Raw genomic sequence first — 19,599 nt, 5'->3', positions numbered from 1 at the left:
AAGCGGCTTATTGCGGAAGAGAACGCGATTTCGTTCCATTCAAGCTTCCCCCACTCAGTGACGGGCCGTTGTTTTTTCGGTGACGGCAGCGTCATCATCCTTTGAATTTTTTCAGGGGATAGTTGCGAAGATAGGTCAGCGAGATGCGACTTTTTCTGTCGCAAACAGAATGAAATTTCGACAATCCTGAATTGCACTCACTGTATAATTTCACCGCCTTTTCCGGGAAAACACCTCGAAAATAAGAAATATTCGATCTCAGAACGCGATTTTCACAGAGCCAAAACCCATAAAGATCATTTATTAGGAATAAATATGTAAAGTCTTGCGGAAAATACCCAGGTTTAATTTACCGATTCTATGTTTTATCAATATCTTACAATAGAGAACCCGATTAATTAGAAATAGCTCGCATAATTCGGATAGCAATACATTCGTATCCCCAATATGAAGCGATTTTGTCCCATATTGCGTTTAGAGGGGCAAATTTGTTAGATTCAGATTCGACTAGGGGGTAATACGACAGAGTTTGACGCGGCACGTTTGCGCGGGATCACCCGGGCGCAGCGTTTTCGGCTGAAAACTGTCGGGGGTGGGGCACATGAAGAGCGGCCATTATATATCGGCAGATATGGTCGACGAAAAAAACCGCAACGACTTCTGGCGGGATACATCGTCCATCATTTATGAGGTATCTCCAACGCTGGAACGCGGTGAAAAGGTCATGAGCGGTTCTGTTCGCTCGCGCCTGTTCGGCGACATGGTGGTTGGCAACACCACATTCAGCAATCAGTTTTGTGATCGGACGCCGAAAATTATCGCGAGAACGGACCTCGACCTTTACCTCATTCAACTCGTTCTGGCAGGCGATTATCGTAGGGACTTCAACGGTAGAAATGTTGATGTGAAACCCGGCGACATATTCCTTATGGATCTGACACAGGTGATGGCCAGCAAGAAGGATGCTGGCGCGCGCGTAACGCTCGCTCTTCCACGTAAGGAGCTCAACAAGGCCTTCCCGGGCAAAAACCTGCACGGTCTGGTGCTTCCCTCCAACGTCGCAACGAATAAAATCCTGTTCAATTTCATTCTCACGCTCGACCGCATCATCGATACGATCGACCAGAATGATTATCCTGAAATTCAGGAATCCCTGATGGTTCTGCTGAAAGCAGCCATCAACCGGCAGGCTTTCACATTGGAAGAGTATCTGGCGGTCAGCCTGCCGCTGCGCCAACGCGTGCTCGACCATATCGACGCAAATCTGGCCGATCCGAACCTGTCGCCAAAGAGCATTATGCAGCAGTTCAAGCTGTCGCATTCGCATCTTTATCGCGCATTTGAACCTGACAGCGGTGTCACCAAGCTAATTCGTAACAAACGGCTTGATCTTGCCTATCGACGCCTGATCAATGACGGCGGGCGACGGCTCAGCATGAAGGAAGTCGCTTATGCCTGCGGCTTCTCCGATCGCGCCCAGTTCACCAAATTCTTCAAGGAGCGGTTCGGCATCGCGCCGCAGGACCTCAAGGGCTTCCCAAAATCGGCGGATCACAACCCGGCGACATCCTTCACGCTGCATACTTACGTTTCCGAACGCATTCAGCAGCGTCAGCCGGAAGAGCAATCCTGATTGATCTGCAATGACTGGCGCTCACGCCCCTGCCAGAAGCTTCCATGCGATTGCCCACATCACAAAAGCGATAACGCCCTCCAGTACGCGCCACGACGACGGTCTGGCGAAGACCGGACGCAACCAGCGCGCACCAAATCCCAGCGAAAAGAAAAAGACGAACGAAGCGGTAATCGCGCCCAAAGCAAATGCGTTCTCCAGACCCGGAAACTGGGTGGATATCGTGCCCAGCAGCACAACTGTATCCAGATAGACATGCGGGTTGAGCCAGGTGAGAGCGAGGCAGGTGGCGATTGTCTTCCACAAACCCGTCGCATTTCCATTACCGGATGAAAGCGCAGTAGAAGATGTGATCGCCGAATAGAGGCTCCGCGCACCATACCATATCAGGAAGGCAGCTCCGCCATAACGCATGATCGGATCAATGGCGGGCAGAGCCGCTGCGATCTTCTGAAAGCTCGTGATCCCGAGCGTGATCAGCACCGCGTCCGACACAGCACAGACAAGGCTGACCGCGAAAACATGCTCGTCGCGCAGCCCCTGACGCAAAACGAAGGCGTTCTGCGCGCCGATAGCTACAATAAGACTGAGGCCCATGGTCAGGCCCGTCAGATAAACGGAAAAATTCATTTCTGCTCGCTACGGAAGCATGGCTCAGGCCTACTGAACGCCACGCAATATCGAATGATCGGTAGCGCTTGGATATACGCCTTATCTGGATTAATATAGTTAAAGATACTAATTCAAATTAAGACGAGCTAATGATCGATTATTCCGCACTGCGCGCCGTGGCCATGGTGGTACAAACCGGCAGTTTCGAGAAAGCGGCCCGGGCCCTGAATGTCACGCCATCGGCGATATCGCAGCGGGTAAAACATTTGGAAGAGCGGCTCGGCACAGTGCTCATTTCGCGCGGCACGCCTTGCACTGCGACAGAAAAAGGCGACTGGCTTTGCCGCCACATCGAACAGGTGGGTATGCTGGAGCGCGAATTGCTTGAAGAACTGCCAGCCCTTGCCGGGGCAGACGATCTCAAGCAACGCGTCACACTAAACATCGCAACCAATGCGGACAGTCTCGGCACCTGGTTTTTAAAAGCTATCTCCGCCTTTACCAAAGGATCCGATCACCTGCTCAATGTCGCCGTGGACGATCAGGACCACACCGCCGAATGGCTTCAGCGCGGGCGCGTACTGGCTGCGGTGACCTCCCATGCAAAGCTGGTTCAAGGGTGCCGGATCGTTCCGCTCGGCACGTTGCGATACCACGCGACAGCATCGCCGGACTTCATGGATCGATATTTCACGAACGGCGTGACAAGCGAGGCGCTGGCCTTCGCTCCTGCCCTGACCTTCAACCAGAAAGACCGGCTACAGGACCGCTGGATCAAGGAAAACCTGAAGGCGGACATCAATTGTCCGACCCACTGGTTGCCCTCCACCCAAGGGTTCGTTGAAGCGAGCCTTGACGGCATGGGCTGGGGCGTGAACCCCTTCGTGCTGGTGAAGGACCACCTTGCGTCCGGTAAGCTGGTCGAGCTTGTACCCGGCACACCGCTCGACGTGTCGCTCTATTGGCAGGTCAATCGCCTCGCGGCAGACCGGCTGTCGGATTTAACGCAGCAGGTTGTTGCGACAGCGCGGCGCGAGCTGCTTCAGAACGCCGCCTGATCCATTCCCAGACCGCTCCCCTTCGATCACCATCAGTTTTATTGAACGTGAGCGGAGATTGAGCGAATGCTATTTTATGAAAATCTTGGCTCTCATCGCGGCTGCGGCCGTCCTTCTTCTTCTCGGCTGCTACTTGCAGACGCACTTTGCCGTGCCGTGATGAAGACGTGAGCCAAATGGAAAAGGCAGGATCAATGATCCTGCCCCGTTTGCGCAACGCCTGCTGCCTCCTCGCACACCCTGACATGTTCAGCCAGAGCTTCGAGAGGTAGAAAGGCGCTTACCGTACAGATATCGCGCTTCTGAAACTTTGGCAGTTCCTGAAGCTCTTTCAGACGGATAAGAAGTGTGCCGCGGTTCATGGAAATATCCCTCCATTATCGCCCCCGCACGTTGTATTGAGGCACTTCCAGACACGATTTGCCGGAAATGCTTTGAAGATCAGGCTGCCCGCACCTTTTTCTTCAAGGGAAGTTCGATATCGACTTCCAGTGTCGACATCTGATCTCCCCGATCCATCTTCACGCTGACCTTGTCGCGATCGATCTGGATATGTTTGGCGATCACCGCCAGAATTTCTTCCCTCAGCACCGCCACAAGATCGGAATGTCCCTCGGACGCTCGCTCATGCGCCAGCAAAACTTGCAGACGTTCGCGCGCCATGGGCGCGGAAGCCTGCTTGGTGAAGAATCGAAATAGGCTCATGCCGCTCTCCTTCCGAAAATTTTGCCCAGAAGGCTGCGCTTTTCGGATGGGACAGTCATTGGCACTTCTTCGCCCGCCAGACGGCGTGCTGCATCCAGATAGGCCAGAGCCGGCGCACTGCGCTGGTCGGCAAGCGTCACTGGAGAGCCGATATTGGATGCGCGCAGCACATCCTGGCTTTCAGGGATGATGCCCAGAAGCGGGATAGACAGGATTTCAAGAACGTCTTCGACTTTCAGCATGTCGCCACGTTCGGCCCGGATCGGGTCGTAACGGGTCAGCAGAAGATGTTTTTCTACCCGTTCGCCGCGTTCGGCCTTGAGAGTCTTGGCGTCGAGAAGGCCGATAATGCGGTCTGAATCGCGCACCGACGACACTTCCGGATTGGTCACCACAACGGCCATATCGGCATGGCGCATGGCGAGAGTCGCGCCGCGCTCGATGCCAGCCGGGCTGTCGCAGATGATCCAGTCGAATTCCTTCTTGAGGTCTTCGATCACGCGGTCAACGCCGTCGGTCGTGAGATTATCCTTGTCGCGGGTCTGGGAGGCAGGCAGCAGATACAGGGTATCGAGACGCTTGTCGCGAATGAGCGCCTGAGGCAGCTTCGCATCGCCCTGAATCACGTTCACCAGATCGAACACCACGCGGCGTTCGGCACCCATCACCAGATCGAGATTACGCAAACCGACATCGAAGTCGATAACGACAGTCTTTTCGCCGCGCTGCGCAAGAGCGGCGCCGATGGCTGCAGTGGATGTCGTTTTGCCAACGCCACCCTTGCCGGAAGTTACAACAATTACTTTTGCCATATTGGTCTCCTGTAGCTCCCGCACGCCTTATGAGAGTATTGCCCGCCCAACCGGGCATGATTTCTTTTCAACAAATCGATCAGCCGAGCGTTTCGGCCATCATGTAATCACCATCGAGCCACAGCTGCACCGCCTGCCCGCGCAATCTGGCCTCCATGTCTTCAGCCGTCTTGTAGAGGCCGTCGATCGCAACGAGTTCGGCTTCCATTTTGCGGCAAAAAATGCGCGCATTGGAATTGCCCGCCGTACCGGCCATCGCACGACCGCGCAGCGCGCCATAGACGTGGATGGAACCGCCCGCGACCACTTCAGCGCCGGAAGCCACAGAACCCACCACGGTGACATCGCCGTCCGGGAAATAGATGGACTGGCCAGAGCGCACAGGCTCCGTCACCACCATCGAAGGCACGGCCTTGACCAGCTGCACATTGGCAGGCGCGGCTGCCGCAACCGGCTTTGAAGGCGCTGCAGGCTCGCTCACCTCGGGATTGAAATCCGCTGCCACCTGCCCGCCACGCAAAGCTGGCGGCATGCCAGGCCCGAGCAGCGAAGGACGTGCATTTTCAAAACCCGTGATCCAGACACCGCGACCTGCAAGATCTTCCAGTAGCTGAACCAGCTGCATCCGTTCGATAACAAGATTCTCAAGATCGAGCACGACCGGACGATTCAGGAAGAACCCCGCCGAGCGCGCGGCAAGGTCATCCAGCCTGTCGAGCCAGCCATCCAGCGGCAATTCAGGCGAGAGCACCAGCGCAAGAAAGGAGCGCCCTTTCAAACGGATCGGACGGGATTGTGTTAGCACTTGATTCATCTTGGTTAAAAAACGGTTTACTCGATCTATATGCGGAATGGTTAACAGATGGTTAATTTTTGGCTGGCGTCCTGCCCATGCGCACCCGCCAACGAGGCGAAGACGCGCAAGCATGAAGCCGGACCCCGTGCTGCATGCATTCAGAGCTGTGGCGCGCTTCAAGCGCCAATCGACTCAACTGACTTGAGGGTAGCCGAAGAATAGGGCGTCAGCCGGGCTATTCGGCGTCTTCCACAGAAGAAAGCGCTTCAGATTTACGCTTAAATCCCAATCAAATCTGACGCTGCGTTAAGTCTTAATACGTGACTGCGGTTTTTATCCAAAACCGAGACCGCGCGCATCGCAACGGCAGAGAGACGGAATAAAGCCAACTGATTCCGGCAAGATTGCTTAGTTGTATTTTCGGGGAAAATCAGTGGTTCCTAAACAAGGAACCGCCTCGCGTTTGGGCGGGGGGCTTAGGGGCGCGAGGCGGGCGAGCTCTCAGGAGTGCACGCAGGGAAAAAATGGCGGGTAAAGACCGATTCTAAAACCAACAAAGGGTTCCAGCGTGAAAGATTGCGTGATCAAAGCAGATAATTCACCCAATTAATTGGGGTGACTTCCCGACTAAATATCCGAGATCACAGGGGTTTTCTAAAACCCGGCCTCAACGGCAGTTTTTTAAAGGGCCATCTAAAATTCAGCCGCTTCAGCATATCGGAAGAGAGGAATTCAAGCTTTTGATTCCTTCGGCTGATGCGATCGCACATAATCACACCTGTTCCAAAATGGAAATGGCAATTGCAAAAAACAGCGTGACCGCGACCGAAATTCACAACTGTCACCCGCATTGCATGGTCACGACCATTCCACGCGGCCTCGCAACAATTAGGTAGTCCACAAATTATATCAAATATTAGGAAGGTCTTTTGCTGGGCAGACAGTCGTGATTTTTGCATGGACTTCCGGCAAGTCAGTCGAGACAAGGCCAGCCATCCGCAGAACATATGCCATCTGCTCTATTAGCTTCATGGATTTCAGTATTTTCTGAAATTTATAGAGTTTTGTTAGGGGCTTGCTTTTGGAAACTCCCTCATTATTGTGTGCTCCACTTGGAGGAGGGAGTGACCGCCCCAGCGCGCTAGACCGCTGCGGGGCGGTTTCTTTTTTAGCCCTTTAAAATTTGCATAGCTGCCGTGCAGGATGTTCCCTTGTAAACACCTGACTCCGCACCTATTTTCGAATTGTTCGGTTTCACTCCTCCTCCCAGAAACCGGACACGAAGCGCGATACTCCTCCTCCCAATCGCGCTTTACCAATCAGCCCGTTGCGCACTCCTCCTCCCAGCGCAACGGGCTTTTTCGTATCTCCAGACATAGCTAAAACAGTCGCAGCTTGCGCATATGGAAGGCTTCGGCATAGGTCTCCGGCGCGCGACATTCCATGCCGCGCAATCGCGCGAGACCGCGAAAGGTCTCGGGATCGAACCAGTCTTTCGAGCGCTGCGTGCCGAAATGTTTCATCAGAAGCTCGACCTTGTGCTCCAGGATCGCAGCCGAAAGCGCTGAGTAGGCATTGGGCTGGCCGAGATCGCCATCCCATTTTGGTATTTCATATTCGAGGATCAGTTGGTCGCGGAAGAGATTCCAAGTCAGCTCGTTGAGCGTGCGATGATCCTGATGTGCATCGCCCTGCCGGTGGGTGAATACGATATCCGGCGTCTGGCGACTGCGCTGCTCGATAAGCCATGCCTTGATCTCGCGCATCTGCGCCGGAAAGTAGCTATCCTCGAACATCGCAAGACGGATACCCGGATTTTCCGTACCGCGCAGAAAATCGCGCGCCGAAGCCTCCGCCTCGACGCGCCGTTCTTCATTGCCGGACAGCACACACCATTCGATGTGCATCGGCGTTCCTGCTTCGATGAGGCTGAGGAGCGTTCCCCCGCAGCCGATTTCGATATCGTCCGAATGCGCGCCCAGACACAGGACCTGTAGCGGCCTCCCCGGATTGGCGAGAGAACGCAGGTCGATCATAGCGCTATGGCGATGTTGGCAGCGCGCTGCTCCGCCTTGTGTTTCTTCCAGGGCATATCGCCCTTCTCGACCATGTCTTCCAGCGTCTGCCAGTCGCGCAGTGTGTCCATGGACCGCCAGAAGCCTTCATATTTATACGCCATCAGCTGATTGTCGGCGATGAGACGGCTGAACGGTTCCAGCACCAGCTCTTCGCCCTCCCGCATGTAATCGAAGATTTCCTTGCGGAAGAGGAAATAGCCGCCATTGATCCAGATATCAGAGGTATTCGACGTCCGGAAAGCCCGCACGGCCCCACCTTCGGCGATATCCGCCAGATGATAGGTCAGCGGCGGGCGCACAGCGAGGAAGCAGGCTATCTTGCCGCTCGCCTCAAAACGCCGCGTCATGTCGTCGAGATCGACGTCACTCAGACCATCGCTGTAATTGGCCAGAAACATGTCTTCATTCTGGACATGGCTGCGCGCGCTCCACAGGCGTTCGCCGATATTGCGCCAGATGCCGGTGTCGAGCAGCGTCACGCTCCAGTCGCGATCCACCTCTTCCAGCAATTCGACATTGCGCCCGCCATTGGAGACCACGCAATCCGCAAAAGTCTGCGGACGGATCGTCAGGAAGAAGTCCTTCACGACATTGGCCTTGTAGCCAAGGCAGAGCACAAAGTCGTTGTGACCGTAATCGCTGTAATATTCCATGACATGATGCAGGATCGGCTGATGGCCGAGCGGGATCATCGGCTTTGGCACATTTTCCGAATATTCGCGGATTCTGGTTCCAAGACCGCCGCAAAACAGAACGACTTTCATGACTAACGCTCCTCTGTAATCAGAGCTGGATCGATCAATCGGACATGGGGAATGGGGATGATGAATTTCGCACCCCATTCGACCACGTGCTGCATCTGCCGGATGATCTCATCCTTGAAGTTCCATGGCAGGATGAGGATGTAGTCCGGCTTGTACTTGTCTATCGCCGATACGTCATAGATCGGGATATGCATGCCGGGTGTATAGCGCCCGTGCTTGTAGGGATTGCGGTCTACGGTGAAATCCAGAAAATCCGTGCCGATGCCGCAATAGTTGAGAAGCGTATTGCCCTTGCCCGGTGCGCCGTAACCGCAAATGCTCTTGCCGGAATTCTTGGCTGCAATCAGGAAGGACAGGAGGTCGCGCTTAGCATGGCGCGTCTTCTCCGCAAACTGCTCATAGGTCGAGATATCATTGAGGCCGAAGCTCTCTTCCTTCTTGAGCAGTGCCGCCACCCGGGGTGACGCCTTCCGCTTGCTGCCGGTGCGCGCCAGATAGACCCGCAACGATCCGCCATGGGTCGGCACTTCCTCGACATCAATGATCTTGAGGTGGTGCCTGTGCGCCATGAAGCGAATTGTCAGCAGCGAAAAATACGAGAAATGCTCGTGATAGATCGTATCGAACTGGTTGAACTCGATCAAATTGGCAAGATGCGGGAACTCCAGCGTAATCACGCCTTCTGGCTTGAGCAGAAGCTGCATACCGCGCACAAAGTCATTCAGATCAGGCACTTGCGCCAGAACATTGTTACCGATGATGAGATCGGCGCTTTGACCGGCACCGAGCATTTCCAGCGCCAGTTGCGCGCCGAAGAAGTCCACCCGTGTCGGCACGCCCTTGGCAATTGCCGTCTGCGCCACATTGGCGGCAGGTTCTATACCCAGAACCGGAATACCCTTCGGCAGGAAATGCTGGAGCAGATAGCCGTCATTGCTGGCGACCTCGACGACGAAACTGTTTTCATCGAGTTCCAGCCTTTCAGTGATCGCTTCGCAATAAACTCTGGCGTGATCCACCCAACTGGTCGCGAAGGACGAGAAATAGGCATATTCCGTAAAAATCTCGGCAGGCGAAAAATACTCTTTCAGCTGCACGAGATAACAATGATCGCAGACCAGCGCATAGAGCGGATAATAAGGCTCCATGCGGTCTAGCTGATCGGCGGCAACGAAGCTTTCGCAGGGCGGCGACATGCCCAGATCCACAAATGTGTGTTTGAGCAACTTACCGCACAGGCGACAGCCGGTCCGCTCTTGCGTCATGCTTTTGCTCCGCGAAATATCCGGTGTCTGGATGGTCATACACACCCCCTCGGCTCTGGCCCTTACAATGGCCACGAATACACTGGTCCCAAAACTGATATCGACTTGGCTGCTTTGAGCAGGCACCGTCGCGGCCAGATACGCGCGCCGCACCGGATGACCCAAACTACTAAGCGGTCTAAAGATTGCCGAGACTGCCATCTGGAGCGCGACGCACATACCATTGGGCGCAGCCATCGCCGTAGGGATATTGCCGATCCTCACCCGCCTTGCGTCATAGGGCGAGCAAGGGTGTAGGCGGCTCACCTATCGGGAGGAGGCATCTACCCCGGAAGGTGAAGATCGTCCCTCGAAGAAGGCTCTACCGAGCTCTGACCGCGCTGTCAGAATGCTGGCAGGCGGAAACGGGGCAAATATATGCGGTTTACTTCTTTGAACATCGATGGCGCATGGTCTATCGAACCGGAACGGATGGAGGATGAGCGCGGCTGGTTTACGCGCGTTTATTCCGAAGCGGCTTTTGCCGAACGGCAGATGGAAACGCACTATCCGCAGCACAGTCTTTCCTTCTCCCGGGAGAAAGGCACCTTGCGCGGTTTGCATTACCAAAACGACCCGCATTCTGAGACGAAACTGGTGACCTGCCTGCAAGGCACGGTCTGGGATGTATTGGTGGATATACGACCCAAATCGCCCACCTATATGCGCTGGGTTGGCCTTGAGCTTTCGGCGGAGAATGGCGTGCAGCTTTATATCCCGGAAGGCTGCGCCCATGGATTTCAGGCGCTTACCGATAATGTCCTCATCCGCTACATGATCTCGCATCCTTATACGCCGGATCATGCAACAGGCCTGCGCTATGATGATCCGGCGCTCGGCATACCTTGGCCGAACCAGCCCAGTGTCATTTCAGACAAGGATCGCTCCTGGCCTTTAATCTAGGGCCCTTGATTTAACTCAATCAGCAAGCCCGCATCGCGCAATCTGTCCGCAGCACCGGCAAGCGTTGCAAAAGGCAGTTTCGAGCGCTCGGCCATATCGAGAAGTGACGCGCCGCCATCCGCCAGATTGAGGACCCAGAGCATGGCCATCGCTTCTTGCGCGGCGCGGCTGTCCCCGCCTGTTTTGCCATAAAGCCCACGGCGTCCGAGCTGCGGTTCACCCTTGGGTGAAGTGTTGAGCGGAACCCAGTTTCGTTCGGCTATTTCAATGGCCTGCATGATGAGATTGAAGGATTGCTCAAGACATTCCGGTTTGATGAAATCCAGATTGTCCGCAGAGGTGTGATATTCCGGGAAAGTACCATAAAGGCTGCGTTGAAACATGCCGACCGGCAGGTTGAATCCCGGCGAGCAGAACTGCCTTTCGTCATATCCATAGGGCCAGAAGTCGTGCATCGTCGCCCCGGCCAGACCAGACTGCGCGAACACCTGCCCCATGATCCGGTCGATCGCCGCGTTACCACGACGGCTGCGCTTGTAATTCGGTCCGCCATCGTCGCCGACGCAGGACAGGACAAGGCCATGGGTGATGCGATCAAGATGAGGCTCGTTCTGGCGCAGCCACGCTAGCGCGCCGAATGTCGCCGGACCGAACAGAAAGCGATAAGTCAGCCGCGTGGAGCGTGACTGGAGCGCCGCCCCCAGAAGCGTCAGCAATGCCAGACCGGAGCAATTATCGTTGGCAAGCGAGGGGTGGCAGAGATGCGCGGAGATAAGAAAAGTCTCGTCGGTTGTTCCGCGATGGGTGTATTCTCCGGAGACAAGCGCGCCATCGCGCCGCTCGGCGTCAATGACCACATCATAGTCGCCCTCCGCCATTGCCAGAAAATCATCATGCGCCATGCAGAAACCCCAGTCCTCCGCATGATAGCAGGTGCGGTAAGGAATGAGGTTGGGCTGGTCGGGCAGCGTGTGAATGTGGCTCTTGAGGGCTTCGAGCGAAAGCCTTGTTCTCACAGGAATACTAAAATTCACGACATGCAGATTGTGCCGCGCGAAATCGACAATCCGCTGGCCATTGCTGTCAGCAATATAGGCCTCGCGGATCACCCATTCCTGCGGTGCTTTCCAATCAAAAAGCGGTGTGCCAGTCGGCACCTCATGAATTTCCAGCGGCAGATGCCCGCCAATAATGGCGAGCGTTTCCCGCACGCCATCCCCTGTCAGACTACGACAGATCGGATAAAGTTGCGCGGCCAGATCGTAGATCGCCTTTCCGTCCGGAGACTGGTGCATGTCCACTGGGCCGGGCCGCGCATCCATCACGCGATTGCTCTCAGCGGCTGTTGCACAAGCTCCACGCGCCGCAGATCACTATCGAGAACGCCCTCCTCCAGAAGCTTGCGAATATGCGCGATGCGCTGGAACCGAGGCCCTTCGAACTCCTCAAGCGTCAGGGTCGAGCGGCTATAGGCTGCCAGAAGCTCTTCCGCACCGGCCGCCGCATCCCATTGCGGCTTTGCGTTGGGCAGAACCCGCGCCAATTTCTCGAAGCTGACACGGTAGGACCGTGTATCCGGCCCGGCATCTTCGGCAAATTCAATCCGGCAATCGGGCACTGTCTCGGCGACAATGCCCGCAATGTCACGAATACGGTAATTGTGTTCGGTGGAGCCGACATTGAAGGCTTCATTGAAGACCTTTTCGCGCGGCGCTTCCATGGCCGCCATGAAGGCTCGGGAAATATCGCGGATATGCACGATGGGCCGCCATGGCGTGCCATCCGACTTGAGATAGATCAGCCCCTTGGTCACAGCCCAGGCAACAAGATTGTTCAACACGATATCGAAGCGCAGGAAAGGCGACACGCCGTAGGCCGTTGCGGGTCGCAGATAGACCGGGCAGAAATCCGCATCGGCCAGTTCCCGGATTTCCTGCTCGGCGCGCACTTTCGAGCGGCCATAGGCCGTCACCGGCTTCAACTCGCCGGTTTCGTCGATCAGATCAGCATCGCTGATGCCATAATTACTGCACGACGATGCAAAGAGAAAACGCCCCACGCCCGCGCATTTGGCGGCTTTTGCCACTGCCACGCTGGCGCGATGGTTGATGTCATAGGTCAGTTCTTCATTGAGATTGCCCAACGGATCGTTCGAAAGCGCAGCCAGATGAATGACAGCATCGAAACCTTCCAGATCGCGCGGCAACACATCACGCACATCCTTGCGCAGCGTCGGTACATTCACGACCGCGCCACCTTCTTCGAACAGGCAATGTTCGTAAAGACCGATATCGTAGCCCGACACCTCATGGCCCGCATGAACGAGGATAGGTACCATGACCGATCCGATGTAACCCTGACTTCCGGTAACCAGCACTTTCATAGTCGTTTCCTCTGCATCCCCAATAATCCAAGTTAATCACGCACCGGTGGGGGTAGCGATTTGACCGAAGGCATATCCGGTTAAAGACAAGCGGGGTGCACAGCAGCGAAAGGGCGTAGCACCTACCCCTTTCGGTCAGGGCCAAACTGGCCCGGCTTGCCAATCAGCAAGATCCAGTCACCATCCCCATCCGCATTCTTTTCTGCGGGGCTACGAAAGGTCAGCATCTGGCCATCGTCCTGCGGCGTGGCCGCTTGAGTCCCAACCCCGGAAGAAGGGTCGATCCATGTGACGTCAACACCAGCTTTCACCACTGCCTTGCGGACGGAAAAGCTGCCTCCTTCGCCATAGATCACGGCCCCCGTCCCGCCCGAAAACGATGCGGCGTAAAGGTTCTGAGCCTTGGTGATCTGGCCGCTGCGATCAGGCTGCAGATCGGTCCATGGCAAAACTGCAAACAGCTTTCGCAGAACCGTCATCGATTGTGCACCGGGACTATCCAGCTCCTGCCGCCAGTCGCGGTCAGAGTCGAACACACCCGGCCCGCTGAAGTGCCAGATCGGGCTGTTGCCGAAGAACTGCCCAACCGCTCCGGCCAACAGCGCCCCATAACCGTTCTGGCGTATCAACTGCGCCTTCGTGCCATGCTCATTCTCGTAAAGTGTTTCGATCAGAATGACCGGCATCCGGTTATCTTTGGTCTGGGCAAGCACGGAGCTATGAACGTCGTCATAGTCGTAGACAGTGTCTATCGAGAGCCACCTGGCGTCGGACCAGACTTGGGCGGTGTTGGTGTTACGCCGCGTATGCACGGTTTGTAGCGCATTCGGCAAAACCGCAGCGATGCCTTCGGCCAGACTGGACACCAGTCGTTTATCTGGTGCATCAAAATCGCCACCCAACACCCAGACAATATTGGTATATTTGGAAAAGCGATGTGCGACGGCTTCGCCATAGGCGCGCATCCGTTCTGGTCCTGCCGCTTCGATTTCCAGATACCAGCCCTGCCCGCCGCCGTTGGCGCCGAGATAGGCCGGGGCCAGCAGAACGACAAAGCCAAGCGCCTGCGCCCGCTCGATCACCCATGCGGCGTGGTCAAAATAGCGTGGATTAATCTCGCCAAATGCCGTGTCTTTAAACGGTTTATCGCCATAGGCGTTCGCAGGCGGATTGCTGGAAAACTGATGTTCCAGCAGATTGACCAACAGAGTGTTGAAGCCGCGCTTGCGACGGTCTTTCAAATAGAGGTCCACGTCATCGCGTTTGAGCTGGACGATTAATGACCAGGCGGTATCGCCCTGCATCAGAAATGGCTTGCCCGCTGCATCTTCAAAATAGCGGTGGTTTTCGCTGACATGGATCGGAAGTCTAGCCTCCGCAGCAGCTTGCACTGGCCCGATCAGCGTCAGGAATGCGAGCAGATCTGCCAGCATTCCTCTCACAGCGTCGCGGGCGGCCATGCATTCGCGCTTTCATTGAAGCGACGATAGACCACCTGCGATGGACGTCCGGTCAGATAGGCCCCGACACCGTCATTCAGCGCCCGCGCATAGATAGCGAGAGCGCCGTCAATCGCATCGATCGTCTTCGCAATATCGTCATCGCTATGGGTATAGCTGACCACCAGCGAAGGCATCAGCACGCCGCGCCGAATGGTCTCCTGAAGAAACAGGGAACGGAATGCCTGTGATGGCGCGCCGGTTTCATCCAGCGTCGCATAGGCGAGGCAACTGGCTCGTCCAACCGTGCTGACATGATTGCTTAAGCCATGACGGGTGATAGCCTCGTTCATCCCCCTCGCAAGCTTGGTACCCTGTTCATACAGATGTTCGATGACCGGTTCATCGCGATAGACAGCCATTGTCGCCATGGCGGCGGCCAAGGCATGGGTTTCAGCGCCATGCGTGGTCGACAGCAGGAACACACGCGGAAACTCGGTCTGGCTAAGGCCGCCGAGTTGCATATATTCTGCCTTGCCCGCAAGAGCAGAAATCGCGAAACCGTTGCCGAGCGCCTTGCCGAAGCAGGAAAGGTCCGGAACGATGTCATAGAGTTTCTGCGCGCCCTGCCTGTGCCAGCGGAAGCCGGTAATCATCTCGTCGAGCACAAAGAGCGCGCCATTTTCATGGGCGATGCGCATCGCTTCATGTAGAAAATTGTCCTTCGGATCATCGGCACGGGCCGGTTCCAGAATGATGGCTGCAATACGCCCCGGATAATCCTCGAACAGAGCCTTTACGCTGGCAAGGTCATTATAGCGGAAGGTCGCAGTCAGAGCCGAGACCGATGCCGGAATGCCAGCATTCATCTTTGTCGTGCCGATGAACCAGTCATCGGAGGAAAAGAACGGATGATCCGCGCAGCAGGCGATCATGTCACGCCCGGTATAGGCCCGCGCCAGACGCATTGCGCCCGATGTCGCATCTGAACCGTCCTTGCAGAACTTGACCATCTCGGCAGTGTCGATCAGTTCAAGAAAGCGTTCCGCGCAATTCACTTCCATGGCGCTAGGGCGGGTGAAGTTGCACCCATCCTCCAGCGCATCGCGTACAGCCTTCAAAACTGGCGGATAGGCATGGCCCAGCCCCACGGCCCGGTTTCCCATGCCATATTCGATATATTCATTGCCATCGACGTCGAAAACATGCGAGCCGCAACCGCGCTGGATAAATCCCGGTGCCAGAACCGGATACTGGTCGTCGCCCTTGGCATAGGTGTGGCAGCCGCCGGGAATAAGCGCATGCGCCTTGCCGCCCAGCAGTTGGGAATTGCGAAACTGCGATGTGAACAGATTCATGGCGAAATCCTTCAATTGCTGGTCTTTGAAGTGCGTCGATTAAGCGGCGGACCACCCAGCATGTACTCTCTCCCGCACGCGGCGCAGCCAGTTCTTGACAGGTTGCGGCAAGCGGCTGCGCAAATTCTTATGCAGTGCGTTCGGCATGGACCAGTTCGACAACGCCAATGGCGGCGCAATTTCGGGGCGCTCCCGGTGCAATTGTTGCAGCAGGTTTACGTAAGCGCCCCCGACAATATCGCTGTCGAAGGTTGACGTGACTTTCTGGACTGCTGCTTCTGCCATGCGGTTGTGGAGATGAGGGTCACTGGCAAGTCGGTCGATCTGTTGCGCCGCCCGCGTGCAATCGCCAATCGGAAAAAGCATCCCGTCTTCACCATCGGTGACGATCATATCTGTCACGCCGGCAATGCGCGATACGATGGCAGGGCATCCCTGGCTCATCGCTTCCATCAGCGTCATCGGGCACCCCTCATAGCGCGACGGCATGACCAGCGCGTCGTGCTGACTGACCAGCCATGAAACATCAGAGGGCGCAACCCAGCCGGTAAAGCTGACCTTGTCGCCAAACGGTTCCAGCTTGTGGCGCAGCGCTTCAAGGTCCGGTCCATCGCCTGCAATCGTCAGATGGTAATTACAGGTGAGCCGTCGCAGAATGCCCGGCAGCCAGAACACACCCTTGGAACTGTCGTCTATACGGCCAAGATGCAAAAGCCGGATTGGCTTCCCATCCGCGCTACGCGATGGTGCACGGCCAACATGGGGGTCGCGGCTCAACCCGTTCGGGATAACCAGCGTGCGACCGGCGTCGAAACCATAGCCGCGCACAAGATCGTCGCGGCAGCGATTGGACACGCCGACCGTTGTATGAACATGATCACGGATTGCGCGTGCCGCCTCGTAAGTGCCTGGCGTGATGCTGTGCACGATCATGATGCGCAGAATATCGGCGGGCAAATAGCGCACAAGATTGGTTTCAAAGCGCTGCGACAGCACATTGACGAAGACAGCATCGAAGCAATTATCGCGCAGAAAATCCACAATGCGCTTGGCGCGGGTTTCTTCATCGAGAACACCCATCCGGTCAATGGCATCGCCCTGCCGTTCGGCATCCTCCAGCCCCTGCCCTTCGGGCACGCTGACGGTATCGCCCGCAGCGCCCGTTGCAAGCCAGCGCAGCTCAATGTCCGAGCGCGCCAGTGACGCGCGCATCCGCGTGAATACCGAATATGTCCCGCCAATGTGCGGGCGCACGAAGTAGGCACATTTCATCGTAAAAACCCCATAGCCCCGGAAACAGACTTCGAGGGAAAATGTCCCTCGAAGCCTTGTTCCGGTATATCGAGGGGGCAAGTTGATATACCGCTGCCAGTGTATCGAATTTGCAGGCGGACGCATTCTGGCCATGAGGGGTAAGAGGAGTATGCGCCATCCTACATTAGACGATGGGCTTCCCCCTTCTGCCAGTTTTCCCGCGCGGTAATCCAAGAGTACCGTGCACTGGGCGCTTTGGGGGCGCTTTGGACGCGCTGCTGGAGACACCCGCATGAAAATTGGCCTTTTCGGACAGTTCGGTTCCGGCAATGCAGGCAATGACGGCTCTCTGGAAGCCATGCTGCACTTACTGAAACGCAACTGCCCCGATGCGGATCTCTTATGCATCTGCGCGCGCCCAGATATCATTTCAGAAAAGTACAATGTCGCGACCGTGCCGGTGGGAAACCCCGCGCTCGAAAGCGACCTGTTCCGCCTGCTCGACAAGGCGCTGCTGAAGCTGCCGCGACGACTGGCCGGTTTTCTTACCGCCATCTCGGTTGCACACGGCCTTGATCTTATCATCGTTCCCGGCACCGGCATTCTCGATGACTTCAACGAAGGTCCGTTCGGCTGGCCTTTCGTCATCATGCGCTGGTGTCTGGCTGCACGTCTTGGCCGTGCCAAACTCGCTTTCGTTTCCGTTGGTGCCGGGCCTGCCGACCATCCGGTCAGCCGCTTCTTCTTCCGCAAGGCCGCACTCACGGCAGCATTCCGCTCCTATCGCGATGAAATATCCTATGACTTCATGAAATCGCTCGGGGTCAATTCACGGAGCGATGTGGTGAGCGCAGACATAGCCTTTGCGCTACCACCCGCCAGCAACACAGCACATGACAGCGTTGCCAGATGCGTGGGCCTCGGCGTCATGACCTATCGCGGCTGGAAGCGGCATGAGGCCAACGCCTCGGATATCTATGAAACCTATCTCGGCAAAATCGCAGCACTGGCTGACGAGCTCCTGGCCAACGGCCGCGAAGTGCGGCTGCTCACCGGCGACAAGGGCGATCTTCAAGCCATCAACGACCTGATGCCACGGATTCAATCGCCGAATGCCGCGAAGATCATCGTCGAGCCTGTCGCATCCCTGCATGAGCTGATGCAGCAGATCGCGCAAACCGATATCGTGGTTGCCAGCCGCTACCACAACATCGTCTGCGCCCTCGCCATGGGACGTCCGGCGATCTCACTCGGCTATGCCGCGAAAAACGAAGCATTGCTGCATGATACGGGCCTGGACGGCTTTGGCCACCATATCGAACGGTTCGACACGCAAACCATTCTGGCCCAGATCGACGACATGTTCGAGCGGCGTGAAGAACTGGCCAAAAAAGTCGAAGCCGGAGTAGCGCAATACCGGCTGAAGCTCGCACAGCAGGAAGAGACCCTGCGTGCCCAACTTCTCACAAAGCGAAAAGGCGTCCTGTTAGCGACGCCCAGCCGCCGCCAGAGGGCGAGCTAACCAGCCATCGACATAGCTGCGCAATCGCCGCTTCGTATCGGGCCGGTGCAGCAGATAATTGACTGGCGGGATAAAGGCCGTCCGCATTCGCTGGGAAACCGCATATTTCAAAAGCTGCCACCAGGCCGGATCACCACGCATCAGGTGGGATATGGCCGACCAATAGGCCCGTTCGGCGATGCCCCGGCGCGCCATACGATGCAAGGCATCGCAATCAGGCAGAACACGCCCTTCGCGGGCAAAGAAATACTCGCCCGCATCCGCCGTATGCTGGATATGCAGCAGATGCGTGTCGCGCAATTGCTGCGAGCGGTTTTGTCCATGAGAGCGGGTGCCGCCCTGAACACAGTCCAGTTCGGCAATCCGGCCCTGTAGTCCGAGCCGCAACCACATGTGATAATCGTCGCTATGCGGCAGCGCCTCCACATAGTGTCCGGCAGCTTTCTGGGCTGCTGTACGAACAACCATCGCGGAGCCCGGCAATTGAAACACGCCAAGCCGACAGAAGCGCTCGATGAAGGCCGTGCCTGTCTCGACGCGGCAAGGCACATCGTCCGGCTGGGGCGGTATGGGAGGGATCGGGGCATCGCCATTCACAGCAACGTCGCGTCCATAGGAAAAGGCAATCGTCGGGTCTGGTTCCATGACCGCCAGCGCCCGACGCAGCGCACCGGGAACGATAAAATCATCGGAACAGAGCAAAACAAAATAGTCGCCGCTGGCCCAATCGATACCATCATTGAATGAGGCGTGCTGCCCCTTGTTGACCGGCCTGAGCAACAGCTCCACCCGCGCATCTTCTGCGGCCAGCGCACGCGCCACATCGGCACTGTCATCGGTGGAGGCATTGTCGATAATCAGAACCCGCAGGTTCTCGATATCCTGCGACAGCACGCTGCGAACACAGATGCCGAGATAGCGTCCGTAATTGTAATTCGGAATGACGACATCGACACTTGGCTGCCCCATCATCAATCT

At 56.4% G+C, this 19,599-nt stretch carries 18 protein-coding genes; 4 read left to right on the top strand and 14 right to left on the bottom strand.

Annotated features, from left to right (window positions below; genetic code table 11):
- The first annotated feature begins 601 nt into the window (after window positions 1–601).
- Window positions 602–1,633, top strand: coding sequence for a helix-turn-helix domain-containing protein (locus tag FHW03_RS05270; protein WP_182519666.1), 1,032 nt, complete (start codon window positions 602–604; stop codon window positions 1,631–1,633).
- A gap of 21 nt (window positions 1,634–1,654) precedes the next feature.
- Here FHW03_RS05270 and FHW03_RS05265 read toward each other — a convergent pair whose 3' ends face one another.
- Complete coding sequence (locus FHW03_RS05265) at window positions 1,655–2,263, bottom strand: LysE/ArgO family amino acid transporter (protein WP_182519665.1); 609 nt, start codon at window positions 2,261–2,263, stop codon at window positions 1,655–1,657.
- Between the two features lie 131 nt (window positions 2,264–2,394).
- Here FHW03_RS05265 and FHW03_RS05260 point away from each other — a divergent pair, with 131 nt between their 5' ends.
- Window positions 2,395–3,303, top strand: a complete 909-nt coding sequence (locus FHW03_RS05260) for a LysR family transcriptional regulator ArgP (protein ID WP_182519664.1) — start codon at window positions 2,395–2,397, stop codon at window positions 3,301–3,303.
- Between the two features lie 191 nt (window positions 3,304–3,494).
- On the opposite strand, the gene FHW03_RS05255 is transcribed toward FHW03_RS05260, so the two are convergent.
- The 7 genes from FHW03_RS05255 to FHW03_RS05225 form a co-directional block, all read right to left on the bottom strand.
- The gene (locus FHW03_RS05255) at window positions 3,495–3,665 is read right to left on the bottom strand and encodes a hypothetical protein (RefSeq protein ID WP_171058666.1); all 171 of its coding nucleotides are present in this window, start codon (window positions 3,663–3,665) and stop codon (window positions 3,495–3,497) included.
- 79 nt (window positions 3,666–3,744) lie between these two features.
- Window positions 3,745–4,008 carry a cell division topological specificity factor MinE gene (gene minE, locus FHW03_RS05250; protein WP_138783611.1) on the bottom strand — a complete coding sequence of 88 codons (264 nt, stop codon included), beginning with the start codon at window positions 4,006–4,008 and terminating at the stop codon, window positions 3,745–3,747.
- Entirely contained in the window at window positions 4,005–4,820 is an 816-nt protein-coding gene (minD, locus tag FHW03_RS05245) for a septum site-determining protein MinD (protein WP_078339194.1), read from the bottom strand. The genes minE and minD overlap by 4 nt, the downstream gene beginning before the upstream one ends.
- A 79-nt stretch (window positions 4,821–4,899) precedes the next feature.
- Window positions 4,900–5,634: a septum site-determining protein MinC gene (gene minC, locus FHW03_RS05240; RefSeq protein ID WP_182519663.1), complete on the bottom strand. Its 735-nt coding sequence runs from the start codon at window positions 5,632–5,634 to the stop codon at window positions 4,900–4,902.
- A gap of 1,361 nt (window positions 5,635–6,995) precedes the next feature.
- Entirely contained in the window at window positions 6,996–7,652 is a 657-nt protein-coding gene (locus tag FHW03_RS05235) for a PIG-L deacetylase family protein (protein ID WP_182519662.1), read from the bottom strand.
- Window positions 7,649–8,458 carry a sugar phosphate nucleotidyltransferase gene (locus FHW03_RS05230; RefSeq protein WP_138783608.1) on the bottom strand — a complete coding sequence of 270 codons (810 nt, stop codon included), beginning with the start codon at window positions 8,456–8,458 and terminating at the stop codon, window positions 7,649–7,651. The genes FHW03_RS05235 and FHW03_RS05230 overlap by 4 nt, the downstream gene beginning before the upstream one ends.
- A 2-nt stretch (window positions 8,459–8,460) precedes the next feature.
- Window positions 8,461–9,762 carry a class I SAM-dependent methyltransferase gene (locus tag FHW03_RS05225; protein ID WP_078339199.1) on the bottom strand — a complete coding sequence of 434 codons (1,302 nt, stop codon included), beginning with the start codon at window positions 9,760–9,762 and terminating at the stop codon, window positions 8,461–8,463.
- Between the two features lie 378 nt (window positions 9,763–10,140).
- On the opposite strand from FHW03_RS05225, the gene rfbC reads away from it, so the two are divergent.
- Complete coding sequence (gene rfbC / locus FHW03_RS05220; RefSeq protein WP_078339200.1) at window positions 10,141–10,665, top strand: dTDP-4-dehydrorhamnose 3,5-epimerase; 525 nt, start codon at window positions 10,141–10,143, stop codon at window positions 10,663–10,665.
- Here rfbC and FHW03_RS05215 read toward each other — a convergent pair.
- From FHW03_RS05215 to FHW03_RS05195, 5 genes are all read right to left on the bottom strand, one after another.
- Window positions 10,662–11,987, bottom strand: a complete 1,326-nt coding sequence (locus tag FHW03_RS05215; RefSeq protein WP_377514356.1) for a DUF4910 domain-containing protein — start codon at window positions 11,985–11,987, stop codon at window positions 10,662–10,664. The two genes, rfbC and FHW03_RS05215, sit on opposite strands and share 4 nt — an antisense overlap.
- Window positions 11,987–13,048 (bottom strand): SDR family oxidoreductase, encoded by a 1,062-nt coding sequence (locus FHW03_RS05210; protein WP_182519661.1) that lies wholly within the window; start codon window positions 13,046–13,048, stop codon window positions 11,987–11,989. The genes FHW03_RS05215 and FHW03_RS05210 overlap by 1 nt, the downstream gene beginning before the upstream one ends.
- 122 nt (window positions 13,049–13,170) lie before the next feature.
- Window positions 13,171–14,508, bottom strand: coding sequence for a DUF4038 domain-containing protein (locus tag FHW03_RS05205; protein WP_182519660.1), 1,338 nt, complete (start codon window positions 14,506–14,508; stop codon window positions 13,171–13,173).
- Entirely contained in the window at window positions 14,487–15,845 is a 1,359-nt protein-coding gene (locus tag FHW03_RS05200; protein ID WP_182519659.1) for a glutamate-1-semialdehyde 2,1-aminomutase, read from the bottom strand. The genes FHW03_RS05205 and FHW03_RS05200 overlap by 22 nt, the downstream gene beginning before the upstream one ends.
- A gap of 39 nt (window positions 15,846–15,884) precedes the next feature.
- Window positions 15,885–17,117 (bottom strand): glycosyltransferase family 4 protein, encoded by a 1,233-nt coding sequence (locus FHW03_RS05195; protein ID WP_182519658.1) that lies wholly within the window; start codon window positions 17,115–17,117, stop codon window positions 15,885–15,887.
- A gap of 274 nt (window positions 17,118–17,391) precedes the next feature.
- On the opposite strand from FHW03_RS05195, the gene FHW03_RS05190 reads away from it, so the two are divergent.
- Window positions 17,392–18,621, top strand: coding sequence for a polysaccharide pyruvyl transferase family protein (locus FHW03_RS05190; RefSeq protein WP_182519657.1), 1,230 nt, complete (start codon window positions 17,392–17,394; stop codon window positions 18,619–18,621).
- Here FHW03_RS05190 and FHW03_RS05185 read toward each other — a convergent pair.
- Entirely contained in the window at window positions 18,586–19,590 is a 1,005-nt protein-coding gene (locus tag FHW03_RS05185; RefSeq protein ID WP_182520057.1) for a glycosyltransferase family A protein, read from the bottom strand. The genes FHW03_RS05190 and FHW03_RS05185 overlap by 36 nt on opposite strands.
- Window positions 19,591–19,599 lie beyond the last annotated feature (9 nt).

It is taken from the genome of Ochrobactrum sp. RH2CCR150, assembly GCA_014138095.1.
GTDB classification, from domain to species: Bacteria; Pseudomonadota; Alphaproteobacteria; order Rhizobiales; family Rhizobiaceae; genus Brucella; species Brucella gambitense.
The sequence above is the reverse complement of the archived record's forward strand: the minus strand, read 5'-3'. Positions and strand labels throughout refer to the sequence as shown.

Coding starts and splice junctions, on each gene's coding strand:
- FHW03_RS05215 (WP_377514356.1), bottom strand. CDS start 11,987: ATGGATGCGCGGCCCGGCCCAGTGGACATGCACCAGTCTCCGGACGGA.
- FHW03_RS05230 (WP_138783608.1), bottom strand. CDS start 8,458: ATGAAAGTCGTTCTGTTTTGCGGCGGTCTTGGAACCAGAATCCGCGAA.
- FHW03_RS05195 (WP_182519658.1), bottom strand. CDS start 17,117: ATGAAATGTGCCTACTTCGTGCGCCCGCACATTGGCGGGACATATTCG.
- FHW03_RS05185 (WP_182520057.1), bottom strand. CDS start 19,590: ATGGGGCAGCCAAGTGTCGATGTCGTCATTCCGAATTACAATTACGGA.
- FHW03_RS05255 (WP_171058666.1), bottom strand. CDS start 3,665: ATGAACCGCGGCACACTTCTTATCCGTCTGAAAGAGCTTCAGGAACTG.
- minD (WP_078339194.1), bottom strand. CDS start 4,820: ATGGCAAAAGTAATTGTTGTAACTTCCGGCAAGGGTGGCGTTGGCAAA.
- FHW03_RS05210 (WP_182519661.1), bottom strand. CDS start 13,048: ATGAAAGTGCTGGTTACCGGAAGTCAGGGTTACATCGGATCGGTCATG.
- FHW03_RS05200 (WP_182519659.1), bottom strand. CDS start 15,845: ATGAATCTGTTCACATCGCAGTTTCGCAATTCCCAACTGCTGGGCGGC.
- FHW03_RS05265 (WP_182519665.1), bottom strand. CDS start 2,263: ATGAATTTTTCCGTTTATCTGACGGGCCTGACCATGGGCCTCAGTCTT.
- minC (WP_182519663.1), bottom strand. CDS start 5,634: ATGAATCAAGTGCTAACACAATCCCGTCCGATCCGTTTGAAAGGGCGC.
- FHW03_RS05225 (WP_078339199.1), bottom strand. CDS start 9,762: ATGACCATCCAGACACCGGATATTTCGCGGAGCAAAAGCATGACGCAA.
- FHW03_RS05260 (WP_182519664.1), top strand. CDS start 2,395: ATGATCGATTATTCCGCACTGCGCGCCGTGGCCATGGTGGTACAAACC.
- minE (WP_138783611.1), bottom strand. CDS start 4,008: ATGAGCCTATTTCGATTCTTCACCAAGCAGGCTTCCGCGCCCATGGCG.
- FHW03_RS05235 (WP_182519662.1), bottom strand. CDS start 7,652: ATGATCGACCTGCGTTCTCTCGCCAATCCGGGGAGGCCGCTACAGGTC.
- rfbC (WP_078339200.1), top strand. CDS start 10,141: ATGCGGTTTACTTCTTTGAACATCGATGGCGCATGGTCTATCGAACCG.
- FHW03_RS05270 (WP_182519666.1), top strand. CDS start 602: ATGAAGAGCGGCCATTATATATCGGCAGATATGGTCGACGAAAAAAAC.
- FHW03_RS05190 (WP_182519657.1), top strand. CDS start 17,392: ATGAAAATTGGCCTTTTCGGACAGTTCGGTTCCGGCAATGCAGGCAAT.
- FHW03_RS05205 (WP_182519660.1), bottom strand. CDS start 14,508: ATGGCCGCCCGCGACGCTGTGAGAGGAATGCTGGCAGATCTGCTCGCA.